We start from the raw sequence: 13042 nt of genomic DNA on the forward strand, positions 1-13042 counted from the left end.
TCTTTTATGCTATTGGTTGAATCTTCTCTAAAGCAACTTTCAATCGGGCAATTGTCTCATCCTTTCCGATTACCTCGGTTATATCAAACATATGAGGACCACGACACTCGCCAACAACTGCCAAACGGAAGGCATTCATTGTGTTTCCTAAATGATATTCGTTTTTAGCAATCCATCCTAAAACCACCTCTTCAAGTGCAGCGGAAGCAAAGTTCTCCTCGCCCTCTAAAAGAGTTACCAGCTCTGAGATTATTTGAGGCATTCCCTCTTTCCAGCGTTTGCGAATATCTTTCTCGGCATAGGTCTCGGGAGCCACAAAGAAGAATGATGTTTGAGCCCACAAATCTTTTGCAAAGTTGATGCGTGATTTCACTAACGATACAATCTTCTCAATGTTATACGCACCTGCATCCACTCCCTGCTCTTTTAATATGGGGAGGAACATCTCGGCAACCTCAGCATCGCTCTTCTCTTGTATATATTTATGGTTAAACCATTTACCTTTCTCGTAATCGAATTTTGCTCCAGCCTTGCTACATTTCTCAATATTGAAAAGAGAAATCAACTCCTCCATCGACAATAGCTCTTGCTCTGTTCCGGGGTTCCATCCCAATAGTGCAAGGAAGTTTACAACCGCTTCGGGCAGATAACCGCTCTCTCTGTATCCCGATGATATCTCGCCAGTTTTGGGATCTTTCCACTCCAATGGGAAGACAGGAAAACCTAAACGATCACCATCGCGTTTGCTTAACTTTCCGTTACCTTCGGGTTTAAGCAACAAAGGCAAGTGAGCAAAACGGGGCATTGTATCCTCCCAACCAAATGCTCTGTAAAGCAATACATGCAATGGGGCTGATGGCAACCACTCCTCTCCACGTATTACGTGTGTTACCTCCATTAAGTGGTCATCAACAATGTTTGCCAAATGATATGTTGGCAGGTCATCGGCAGATTTATACAATACCTTATCATCAAGCACCGATGAGTTGATAGTAACTTTACCGCGTATCATATCATCAACCACAACATCTTCGTTTGGCTCTATCTTTATACGAACAACATACTTCTCGCCCTCAGCAATAAGTTTCTCAACCTCTGCCTTATCCATTACCAATGAGTTACGCATTGAGTTACGAGTCTTGGCATCGTATTGGAAATTTGCAATTTCGTTACGTTTTGCCTCCAACTCCTGTGGGGTATCAAATGCGATATATGCTTTATCGGCATCCAATAGTTGCTTTACATATTTACGATATATATCGCGACGTTCTGATTGACGGTACGGACCAAACTCTCCTCCGTAATTTACACCCTCATCAAATTTAACACCCAACCAAGCCAATGATGAGATTATATAATCCTCAGCACCCGGCACAAAACGTTGCGAATCGGTATCTTCGATACGAAGTATCATATCACCGCCATGTTGTTTTGCAAACAGATAGTTATATAATGCTGTTCTTACTCCTCCAATGTGTAATGGTCCTGTTGGACTTGGTGCAAAACGCACTCTTACTTTACGTTGTTCCATATATATTATTATTGTATATTATTCTAATTTATGTCTTGGCTTTTATTCTGCAAGAATAGTGCAACCCGGGAGCAGATAAAACTTGTTTTAACTATGCCGAGGTGCAGCCTATTTTCGCAGAAGTTTACTTCTGCAAAGTTATAACATAATTTTGGTTTGTTATAATTATTTAGGACAAGAGATTATTTATAAATAATGGTAACACTAATCAATAGTTGTTCTGTCAAAATACTCCTTATCAGCATTCAAATGTTCCCTTATCTTTTTCTTTGAATGTTTCCACAGCAATATTGTAAATATAACAAACACAGACGACATAAAGAATACAAATCCTGGATTAATATTTTCCATCTCAAACAAAAGAGAATCGTATATACCATGAGCCAAAACGGGTGCCAACAATACCATCACCATATCCTTTACTGACGGATGTGAAGCAAATTTTACTTTTGAATAGAAGTATCCCATCAGAACTCCATAACAATAGTGACCAGGGACTGCAAATATGGCTCTCATAACTGCAACGTTTTCCCAATCAGGATAGTTTTGGAAGATATACAAAAGATTTTCAAAGGCTGCAAAACCTAAAGAGAGGGATACTGCATACACAATTCCATCAACCTTCTCATCAAAATATCTGTTTCTCCTCAACACCAGCCACAACATAAATAGTTTTGCCAACTCCTCAGGTATAGCAGCATTAAAAAATGCCTCCAATACTCCCGAGCCTAACCCTTGAACACTCTCAATATAATCCGTCAAAGGAGAGTAATGCACTAATACAAGTGCTATAAACAGAGAGGCAACTCCCGCCATAAAAGATAACACAATTTTTCCAATAGGCTCCTTTTGATATCGGTCTAATATGTAAATATGAATCAATAATATTACAATAGGCAATAGAGCAAAAAGCAACATCAAACTTGTTGTAGTCATTTTTAGATATATAAATGTTATTTAAATACTTTTTAGCATTGCAAAGGTATCTATTTTTTTTGTAGATAGTTGCAAATAAACTAAGATTTTGAGCAATTTGCACAAATAAAATATTATTTGTACCTTTGCACCGCTTTTTAGTATTCCGTGCGATGGGAAATTAAGGAGTAAAAAAGAAACTTAATTTTTAGTAACACAAAATTTTAAACAATGAAAACTTTTAAATTAGAAGGCTCTCCACGCGTTAACTTAGGCAAAAAAGAGAGCAAAACTCTTCGTAAAGAGAACATGATTCCTGCTGTTCTTAACGGCGGTAAAATCGTTGAATTACCTTACACTGGCGAATTAAAAGAGGGTGAAAAATGCGTAGCAATGAAAGATGGAAAAGGTATGATTGTTACCGATTTCAAAGTTTCTACCGAGTCTGTTCGCAAACTTATCTACACTCCTGACATCTTTGCTATTGAACTTAAAATAGGAGACAAAGAGGTTATGGCAGTGCTTAAAGATGCACAATTCCACCCTGTAACCGGAAATATTCTTCACTTAGACTTCCTTGAAGTTTCTGCTGAGAAACCTATCGTAATGGCAGTACCTGTTGTTCTTGAAGGACACGCTGAGGGTGTTAAAGCCGGAGGTAAATTGGTACTTAAAATGCGCCGTCTTAAAGCAAAAGCAATCTACACTAACATACCTGAGAAATTGGTAGTTAATGTTGAGTCTTTAGGTCTTGGAAAATCAACTTACGTAGGCGATCTTAAATTTGATGGCATCGAACTTATCAACCCCAAAGAGGCTGTTGTATGTTCAGTAATGATGACTCGTGCCGCTGCCGCTGCTGCCGCTGCCGCTAAAAAGTAATTAACTGATTAATGAAGTATCTTATTACAGGTTTGGGTAATATTGGTAGCGAATACGATAATACCCGCCATAATATAGGATTTAAGGTATTGGACGCTTTTGCTAAGGCGTCCAATACTGTTTTTGCTGACGGCAGATATGGTGCAACAGCAAAAGTAAGTATAAAAGGCAGAACACTAATTCTGCTTAAGCCATCCACTTTTATGAACTTAAGTGGTAATGCCGTTAGATACTGGTTGCAAAAAGAGAACATACCCAACGAAAACCTATTGGTGGTAGTTGATGACCTTGCCCTTCCTCTTGGTCAACTTAGACTTAAAGAGAAAGGTAGTGCAGGAGGTCACAATGGACTTGCTCACATTTCGCAACTAATCGGACAAAACTTTGCTCGCCTTCGCTTTGGCATTGGAAACAACTTTCCCAAAGGCGGACAAGTTGATTATGTTCTTGGTAAATTTACAGCGGAAGAGGAGACAACTATCGCCCCACGCTTAGATATTGCCAAAGAGATTATCACAAGTTTCTGCTTGGCTGGTGCAGCAAGAACAATGACTCAATATAACAATAAGTAATATGCCTAAAGAAGAGGTTAGAATAGATAAATGGCTTTGGGCTGTGAGGGTATTTAAAACTCGCACACAGGCCGTTGAGGCTTGCAAGAAAGGGCGAGTAACAATGAAAGATGTTACAGTAAAACCCTCAAGAACAGTTAAGGTTGGCGATGAAATATCAGTCAAGAAACCTCCTATTACATATACTTTCAGAGTGTTGGCTCTTGCCGAGAACAGAATGGGAGCCAAACTTGTCCCCAATTTTTTAGAGAACATCACTCCACAAGAGCAATATGATATTTTAGAGATGTCGCGCATTAGTGGTTTTGTTGCCCGTAGCAAAGGAATGGGACGCCCAACAAAACGCGAAGGCAGAGACCTTAAAGCCTTTATCGAAAACGAATACTCTTACGACTTCCCCTCACTTTGGGATGAAGAAGATGATGATGAAGATACCAACGCATAACTACAATGCGTTTATTTAACAAGAGATAAATCCTTATAATAAAACATAAAACAGAGGGTATTTTAAAATAATCTTTCAGAAAATTACTCTTTTTAATATCAAATTTGTATCTTTGCGATAAATCGCGAAGATACTTTCACTCGCTGTAAAAAATACTTAAAACAAGTTTTGTATTTCTCGCTCGTTTATTCGTATTTTTGCGATAAATCGCGAAGATACTTTCACTCGCTGTGAAAAATACTAAAACAAGTTTTGTATTTCTCGCTCGTTTATTCGTATTTTTGCAGTAAACTGCGAAGATACTTTCACTCGCTGTAAAAAATACTAAAACAAGTTTTGTATTTCTCGCTCGTTTATTCGTATCTTTGCACCAATAAAAACTAAGAAAAAAAATGGCAACACAAGAGATAGATTGGGCAAACTTATCGTTTGGATATATGCCCACCGATTATAATGTTCGCAGATACTATCGCGATGGTAAATGGGGAGAGATTGAAGTAAGTTCAACCGATACTATAAATATGAGTATGGCCGCAACTTGTCTTCACTATGGTCAAGAGGCGTTTGAAGGATTAAAAGCCTTCAGAGGAAAAGATGGAAAGATTCGTGTTTTCAGAATGAAAGACAATGCTGAGCGTCTGCAATCTACTTGCAGAGGTATTCTTATGCCCGAACTTCCTACTGAGATGTTCTGCGAAATGGTTGAGAGAGTTGTAAAACTTAACGAGCGTTTTGTTCCACCATACGAGAGTGGTGCTTCGCTTTACATCAGACCTCTTCTTATTGGTACTGGTGCTCAAGTTGGTGTTCACCCTGCAAAAGAGTACCTTTTCTTGATATTTGTAACTCCTGTCGGACCATACTTCAAAGGAGGTTTCTCAACAACTCCATACGTTATAATCAGAGGTTACGACCGTGCCGCTCCTCTTGGCACAGGAAGATACAAAGTGGGAGGCAACTACGCCGCAAGTCTTTTAGCAAACAAACAGGCTCACGACTTGGGCTACTCTTGCGAACTCTATCTTGACGCTAAGGAGAAGAAATATATTGACGAGGCAGGTGCTGCAAACTTCTTTGGCATCAAAGACAACACATACATAACACCAAAATCATCTTCAATACTTCCATCAATTACCAACCGCAGTTTGATGCAACTGGCAGAAGATATGGGTATGAAGGTGGAACAACGCCAAATCCCCGAAGAGGAGTTAGCAACCTTTGAAGAGGCAGGTGCTTGTGGTACAGCAGCGGTAATATCTCCTATGCAACGCATTGATGACCTTGACAACAACATCAGTTATGTTATCTCAAAGGATGGTCGCCCGGGACCTATGAGTACAAAACTTTACAACGAGTTGAGAGGTATTCAATACGGAGAGGTTGAAGACAGACACCAATGGGTAACTGTAATAGAATAGACTGCATTGCAATAATAGAGAAGTATTACACCAAAGATACTCCGCTATATAATCTGCTTATTGCCCACAGCAAAAGTGTGGCAGAGTTGGCAGTTGAGATTGTGGCATCGCACCCCGAATTGGGTGCTGATGCCTCTTTTGTTTACGAAGCAGCAATGCTTCACGATATTGGAATATACCTCACCTATGCCCCAAAGATATATTGTGTGGGAGCGAAACCATATATTATGCACTCGCTCTTAGGTGCCGAGATATTAAGAAACGAAGGTTTAAAGACACACGCTCTTGTTTGTGAGAGGCACACCGGTGCAGGAATTTCGGCTCAAGAGATTGAGGCTCAAAATCTCCCACTCCCCAAAGTGGATATGATACCTATCTCAATAGAGGAGAAGATTGTTGCATACGCCGATAAGTTTTTCTCTAAATCTTCGCCCAACAAACGCAAAAGTGCAGCAGAGGCAAGAGCCTCGCTTGAACGCTTTGGCGAGGAGACTCTTAAAAGATTTGACGAATGGAGCAAACTCTTTTCATAATCAATCTTTGCCAAATACCATTCAACTCTTTTGATAACTTAAACACCCATCATTTTTTTCCTTCTTTTGAGCAAACCCCTCAAATAAGTGCTAAAATTGTATAAAATAGGGGTTTTATTCTGAAAGTTTACCTAAAAATAACTACCTTTGTAGGTTAATTGCAGAAAGTGGGTTTAAACTAAAAATTTACATATTCACACCACTTGCAACATACAAAGATATGTCCATAAAGAGAAGGAACTTTTATATAGTAGTTTTTGCCTTGATTACAACTCTGCTCTCATTTAACCTATACGCAGAGACTCAAGAGAATAAAGGAGGCGAAGTTACGACTCCGCCAACTACTGATACTATCAAGAGTGATAGTATCGCTACTACATTTATGGACACCACCAAAACCGACTCCATTTCAAACGACTCCATATCAAGCAAACCAGCCAAACCGGCTCCTAAAAAAGAGGCATTGGATGATATTGTTACCTATACAGCCAACGACTCAATGGTGCTAAACAATGGCAATATGGCTTTTATGTTTGGAGAGAGTAAAATCAACTATCAAGATATTGAACTTACTGCTCACGAGATACGAATGGATATGGATAGCAGTACGGTATATGCAATAGGAGTTGAAGACACTTCGGGAAATCTTGTAGGTGCTCCCATTTTCAAAGATAAAAGCGGTGAGTATGAGTCGGAGACTATGAAATATAACTTTAAGAGTAAACGGGGTTATATCACAAACGTTAAGACTCAACAAGGCGAAGGCTATCTTGTTGGTGGCAAAACAAAGAAAGATGCAGCAGGAGATTTTTACCTCGCCAACGGTAAATATACCACTTGCGACAATCACGAAAATCCCCACTTCCACCTTCAACTTACCAAGGCCAAGATGCGTCCGGGCAAGAATGTTGTAACAGGTCCTGCATATATGGTATTGGGAGGAGTTCCCCTACCCCTTGCACTTCCTTTCGGATTCTTCCCCTTCTCTAAAAAATACTCATCGGGTGTCATCTTCCCAACTATTGGAGAGGAGATGAGAAGAGGTTTATATCTTCGCAACGGAGGTTACTACTTTGCTATTAATGAGTGTGTTGATTTGGCTCTAACCGGAGAGATATACACAAAAGGCTCGTGGGGTATTCAAGGGCAATCGATATACACAAAACGTTATAAATTCTCGGGATATATCAACGCAAGTTACCTTACTACCGTTTTGGGCGACAAAGGTATGCCCGACTACTCAAAACAGACAAACTTCCGCTTCATCTGGCAACACCGACAAGACCGCAAAGCAAACCCCAATATGAGTTTCTCGGCAAAGGTTAATTTCACCACAAGCGGTTACGACAGAAATAGTTTAAATACATACTACAACTCTTCGGAGTTTACTCAAAACACCAAGAGTTCAACTGTAAACTTTACATACTCTTTCCCCAATGCCCCTGTATCAATATCGGCAACAACAAATATTACTCAACGCAGCAAAGACTCTACAATAGTTCTTTCTCTGCCCGACTTCACAATCAATGTGAGCCGAATATTCCCCTTCAAGAGGAAAAAACCTGTTGGTAAAGAGAAGTGGTACGAGAAGATAAGTTTTAGCTACTCGGGAATGTTCCGCAACAACATTACCACAAAACAGGATAAGTTGTTTAAATCGAACTTCCTAAAAGATTGGCGTCAGGGTATGCAACATACCGTTCCCATTTCTGCAACATTCTCACTGTTTAAGTACCTGAACATAACCCCTTCGTTTACCTTCACCGACAGGATGTACACAAACCGCATAATGAAACAGTGGGACCCTCACGCATCGGCCGTTGTAAACGATACTATATATGGTTTTTACAACGTATATAATTATAGCGGAAGTGTATCGATGCAGACCAAACTATACGGATTCTTTCAACCCGCAAAATGGTTTGGTGGCAAAAAGATCAAGATGATACGCCACGTCTTGACACCGAGCGTAAGCATAACCGGAGCCCCCGATTTTAGCCACGAGCGTTTTGGATTCTGGCAACGATATACCCAAATCAACAAAGACGGAACAGTCAGAGAGATTAAATACTCTCCGTTTGCCCATAACATTTTTGGTACTGCCCCGCAAGGACGGCAAGGAACAATCAACTTTAGTTTAGCAAACAACATTGAGATGAAGGTTAACTCCAAACGAGACTCTACGGGAGTCAAAAAGATAAGCCTAATTGAGAATTTAGGCGTAAACTGGGGTTATAATATGGCTGCCGATTCAATGAATTGGAGCAACATCAATATGAATGTCCTTATAAAACTATACAAGAACTTTAACCTGCAAACAAACTTCACGTTTGATACCTACACATACCAACTGAACGAGTATGGCAATCCTGTAAGGGTTAACATCCCTCGCTGGAAAGCAGGTAAAGGTTTAGGCAGATTGTCAAGTACCGGAACATCGTTCTCTTATACCTTCAACAATGACACATTTAAGAAGTGGTTTGGCAAGAAAGATGACGATGGCGATAGCTCTTCAAGTGCAATAGTCAGCGACACAGGAGAGCCTATAACAGACATCGAAGAGTTGGCTCGGATTCAAGAGCAGAGAGCAGAAGAACAGAAAAACAGAGAAGAATCAGGAGAGGGAAATAAGGAAGATAACAAAATGAAAAACGGCTATCAGAAGTGGGAAATCCCTTGGAGTCTCTCTATCAACTACTCAATCAGTTACGGATATGGAGAGTTCAACAGAGAGAGAATGGAGTATAACGGAAAGATTACCCAAAACTTAAGTTTCTCGGGTAACATACAGCCAACAAAAAACTGGACTTTCACATTCTCGGCAAGTTACGATTTTGATATGAAAAAACTTGCCTACATGAGTTGCGGTATTACTCGCGATATGCACTGCTGGAGTATGAGTTGCAACTTTGTCCCCGTTGGGCCATATAAATCGTACGACTTCAGGATTAGCGTTAAATCATCAATGTTGCAAGACCTTAAATACGAAAAGAGCAGCAGCCCATACGATAACGAAAATTGGTACTAAGCTTAGTTAATAGTTGTTAGTTAACGAACATACGTTCGTTGAATCTGCTCACGCTCGGCAAAGTTTAAGTAAACTTATTTTGCCCTCGCTTAACCGCAGATTTGTTAGTTGAGAAACCTATTGGACCAATTGGACTAATTAGACTAATTGGAGCAATTAGCCTAATCAAGACATCCTCCGCCCTTGTAATAGAGTAATTATTAGCGATTTTCATTACTAAAAAGAGCGGAAAAACCTTTGAGAATAGAGCAAATTTTACTATCTTTGCATCGATTTTTTGACAACATAAAGTCTAACCCATTAATTATTAAACAATTAAATTAAAATGGAAAAAGAATTATTACAACCCATTGAAGATTTCAACTGGGAAGCCTATGAGAAAGGCGAGACATTTGGCGAGAAAAGCCGTGAGGAGTTGGAGCAAGCGTATGACCAAAGCATCAACACCGTAAAAGACAAAGATGTAACAGAAGGTACTGTTATCTCTATCAACAAAAGAGAAGTAGTTGTAAACATCGGCTACAAATCAGATGGTATTATCTCTGCAAACGAGTTCCGTTACAACCCAGAACTTAAAGTGGGTGACAAAGTAGAGGTTTTTGTAGAGAACCAAGAAGACAAAAAAGGACAACTTTTACTTTCACACAAAAAGGCTCGTGCAGCACGCTCTTGGGATCGTGTTAATGAGGCTCTTGAAAGCAATGAGATAGTAAAAGGTTATATCAAATGCCGTACTAAAGGCGGTATGATTGTTGATGTATTCGGAATTGAGGCATTCCTTCCCGGATCACAAATCGACATCAGACCTATCCGCGACTACGATATGTTCGTAGGAAAAACTATGGAGTTCAAAGTTGTTAAAATCAACCAAGAGTTCCGCAACGTTGTTGTTTCACACAAAGCACTTATTGAGGCTGAACTTGAGCAACAAAAGAAAGATATCATCTCTAAACTTGAAAAAGGTCAAGTACTTGAGGGTATCGTTAAAAACATCACTTCTTACGGAGTATTTATCGACCTTGGTGGTGTTGACGGTCTTATCCACATCACAGACCTTTCTTGGGGACGCGTATCAGATCCTAACGAGATTGTTAAAAACGACGAGAAAATCAACGTTGTTATCCTTGACTTTGACGATGACAAAAAACGTATCGCTCTTGGTCTTAAACAACTTACTCCTCATCCTTGGGATGCTCTTGATGCAGACCTTAAAGTGGGTGACAAAGTATCAGGAAAAGTTGTTGTTATGGCAGACTATGGTGCATTCATCGAAATCGCTCCGGGCGTTGAAGGTCTAATCCACGTATCTGAAATGTCATGGTCACAACACCTACGCAGTGCACAAGACTTTATGAAAGTTGGTGACAACGTAGAGGCTGTTATCCTTACATTAAGCCGCGAAGAGCGTAAAATGTCTTTGGGTATCAAACAACTTAAAGCAGATCCATGGGAAAACGTTGATACAAAATATGCAGTTGGAACTAAACACACAGCAAAAGTTCGCAACTTCACAAACTTTGGAGTATTCGTAGAGATTGAAGAGGGAATTGATGGATTAATCCACATCTCTGACCTTTCATGGACTAAGAAAATCAAACACCCATCTGAGTTCACTCAAATTGGTTCAGAGATAGAGGTTCAAGTTCTTGAGATAGACAAAGAGAACCGCCGTCTAAGCCTTGGACACAAACAACTTGAGGAGAATCCTTGGGACGTATTTGAGACAGTATTCACTGTTGATTCAATACACGAAGGAACAATCACTGAGCTTCTTGACAAAGGTGCAGTAATCGCTCTTCAATATGGTGTTGAAGGATTTGCAACTCCAAAACACTTAGTAAAAGAGGACGGAACTCAAGCACAAGTTAACGAGAAACTTAACTTCAAAGTTATAGAGTTCAACAAAGAGGCTAAACGTATCATCCTTTCACACAGCAGAATCTTTGAAGATGAGGCTAAGAAAGAGGCAGCAGCAGCTAAAAAAGCAGCTAAAAAAGCAGCAGAAGAGACAGCAGCAGCAATGCCAACAGTTGAGAAATCAACACTTGGAGACATCGAGGAGCTTGCAGCATTGAAAGAGAAACTTGATGCTTCTAAAAAATAATTGAATAACCAATAATTCAATTTATATAGCAAAAGGATGCTTCTTACCGAAGCATCCTTTTTTTACACCTATAAACACCGTTATGTATAATAATCTACTCTGTTCAATTATCTATTAATCCAGACGAATAATTCGCAACCTGCTGATTGCAATCTTTTCTCAAATACAGACCGCTAAAGGTTTGTAAGAATTGATAAAATACAAGGCGATTAAATTTAGGGAGAAAGAAGTGTAAAAAAGATACATAACTGAGCCCTAACAGTGGAAACAACACAGTAGTTTGTTGATTATAGCAAACCGCTAAAGGTTTGCAAGAATTGATAAAATACAAGGCGTTGAAGTTTAGGGCGAAAGGAGTGTACAAGAGGTACATGACTGAGCCCTAATACTGAAAACAACACAGTAGTTTGTTGATTATGGCAAACCGCTAAAGGTAATTCATAATACGTAATATAATTGGTGCAAACAACGAAGTCAACACTCCGTTGATTATAAGTCCTAAGGTTGCATATACCCCATGAATGGGGCTAACCTCCATTGAGGCGGCTGTTCCTACGGCATGAGAGGCGGTTCCCATTGCCAACCCTTTTGATATATCATCGTTGAGTTTTATTATAGACATTGTTCTGTAACCTATTACTGCTCCTAAAATACCTACGCACACAACAACTGCAGCTGTTAGTGACTCTATACCACCAAGAGCCGATGATATTTCAATCGCTATTGGTGTTGTCACCGACTTTGGAGCAAGCGATATAATAACCTCGTTGGTTGCTCCCATAAGGTCGGCTATCGCTACAACCGATACTATTCCAACCACACATCCTGCCAATTGAGAGAGAAAGATGGGGATGAAGTGCTGTTTTATGGAGTCGAGGTGTTTATATAGAGGAACTCCCAATGCCACAATGGCGGGTTTTAACCAGAACTCAATATATTTTCCACCTTCGTTATAGGAGGTGTAACTAATATCGGCAAACTTCAAATAGCATATCATTACCGCAATGGTTATAAGTATTGGGTTTAGCAGTATTATACCTGTCTTTTTACGGATAATGGTTGCCACGTAATATACGGCAAAGGTCAGAGCGAGAAGTACAAACGTGTTATCCATTTCGTTTTCTGTTTGAGAGTTGATATACCCAACCTGTTACGGCTATTACTATTATGGTACTTACTAATGCCGATACAAATATTGGCCAGAATTGAGCCTCTATAATATCAAAGTAGAGCATTAGAGCAATTCCTGGTGGGATAAAGAAGAATCCCATATTTGATATTAGGAAGTTTGCCACATCCTTTATCTTTTCGTATTTGACTACCCCTATTTTTAGCAATGTACAGAGCAGTATCATCCCTATTATGCTCGAAGGAAATTTAATTCCTGTAAACATAACTATCAACTCGCCAACAGCAAGACAAGCAAATATTATCAAGCATTGTAATATCATCACCTCTTAACCTCCTTCTTAGCCTTTTTTAATGGACAACTTTTTTCGCATCCCTGACATGCAGTAAAATCCTTTTTTGTTATCATACAGTAGATGCGGCGAACTAAATAAGCCACCACCACCACTCCTATTGCTGTAACTATTATCTCTTGTGTTCCCATTC

At 39.6% G+C, this 13042-nt stretch carries 12 protein-coding genes; 7 read left to right on the top strand and 5 right to left on the bottom strand.

From position 1 onward, the window contains the following. Positions 1–4 precede the first annotated feature (4 nt). Positions 5–1531, bottom strand: coding sequence for a glutamate--tRNA ligase (locus IKK64_08000; protein ID MBR4120000.1), 1527 nt, complete (start codon positions 1529–1531; stop codon positions 5–7). 204 nt (positions 1532–1735) lie between these two features. Next, on the bottom strand, positions 1736–2467 hold the full coding sequence (locus IKK64_08005) for a PrsW family intramembrane metalloprotease (protein MBR4120001.1): 732 nt from the start codon (positions 2465–2467) through the stop codon (positions 1736–1738). 210 nt (positions 2468–2677) lie between these two features. Here IKK64_08005 and IKK64_08010 point away from each other — a divergent pair, with 210 nt between their 5' ends. The 7 genes from IKK64_08010 (at position 2678) to rpsA (ending at position 11428) form a co-directional block, all read left to right on the top strand. Beyond that, positions 2678–3328 (top strand): 50S ribosomal protein L25/general stress protein Ctc, encoded by a 651-nt coding sequence (locus tag IKK64_08010; protein ID MBR4120002.1) that lies wholly within the window; start codon positions 2678–2680, stop codon positions 3326–3328. Between the two features lie 11 nt (positions 3329–3339). Then, positions 3340–3900 (top strand): aminoacyl-tRNA hydrolase, encoded by a 561-nt coding sequence (locus tag IKK64_08015; protein ID MBR4120003.1) that lies wholly within the window; start codon positions 3340–3342, stop codon positions 3898–3900. Between the two features lies 1 nt (position 3901). Beyond that, positions 3902–4345 (top strand): RNA-binding S4 domain-containing protein, encoded by a 444-nt coding sequence (locus tag IKK64_08020; protein MBR4120004.1) that lies wholly within the window; start codon positions 3902–3904, stop codon positions 4343–4345. Positions 4346–4737: 392 nt separating this feature from the next. Then, a complete protein-coding gene (locus IKK64_08025; GenBank protein ID MBR4120005.1) occupies positions 4738–5763 on the top strand; it encodes a branched-chain amino acid aminotransferase in 1026 nt (341 codons plus the stop codon). Beyond that, a complete protein-coding gene (locus tag IKK64_08030) occupies positions 5760–6296 on the top strand; it encodes an HDIG domain-containing protein (protein MBR4120006.1) in 537 nt (178 codons plus the stop codon). Before IKK64_08025 ends, IKK64_08030 begins: the two co-directional genes overlap by 4 nt. 220 nt (positions 6297–6516) lie before the next feature. Continuing rightward, the gene (locus IKK64_08035) at positions 6517–9324 is read left to right on the top strand and encodes an LPS-assembly protein LptD (GenBank protein MBR4120007.1); all 2808 of its coding nucleotides are present in this window, start codon (positions 6517–6519) and stop codon (positions 9322–9324) included. Between the two features lie 325 nt (positions 9325–9649). Beyond that, entirely contained in the window at positions 9650–11428 is a 1779-nt protein-coding gene (rpsA, locus tag IKK64_08040) for a 30S ribosomal protein S1 (GenBank protein MBR4120008.1), read from the top strand. A 427-nt stretch (positions 11429–11855) separates the two neighbouring features. On the opposite strand, the gene IKK64_08045 is transcribed toward rpsA, so the two are convergent. Genes IKK64_08045 through IKK64_08055 form a run of 3 tightly spaced genes read right to left on the bottom strand, consistent with a single transcriptional unit; the run spans position 11856 to position 13040 of the window. Then, the gene (locus tag IKK64_08045) at positions 11856–12542 is read right to left on the bottom strand and encodes an LrgB family protein (protein ID MBR4120009.1); all 687 of its coding nucleotides are present in this window, start codon (positions 12540–12542) and stop codon (positions 11856–11858) included. Further along, positions 12535–12879 (bottom strand): CidA/LrgA family protein, encoded by a 345-nt coding sequence (locus IKK64_08050; GenBank protein MBR4120010.1) that lies wholly within the window; start codon positions 12877–12879, stop codon positions 12535–12537. Before IKK64_08050 ends, IKK64_08045 begins: the two co-directional genes overlap by 8 nt. Further along, complete coding sequence (locus tag IKK64_08055) at positions 12879–13040, bottom strand: hypothetical protein (protein ID MBR4120011.1); 162 nt, start codon at positions 13038–13040, stop codon at positions 12879–12881. The genes IKK64_08050 and IKK64_08055 overlap by 1 nt, the downstream gene beginning before the upstream one ends. Between the last annotated feature and the right edge of the window lie 2 nt (positions 13041–13042).

It is taken from the genome of Bacteroidales bacterium, assembly GCA_017521245.1.
In the GTDB taxonomy this organism is placed as follows: domain Bacteria; phylum Bacteroidota; class Bacteroidia; order Bacteroidales; family G3-4614; genus Caccoplasma_A.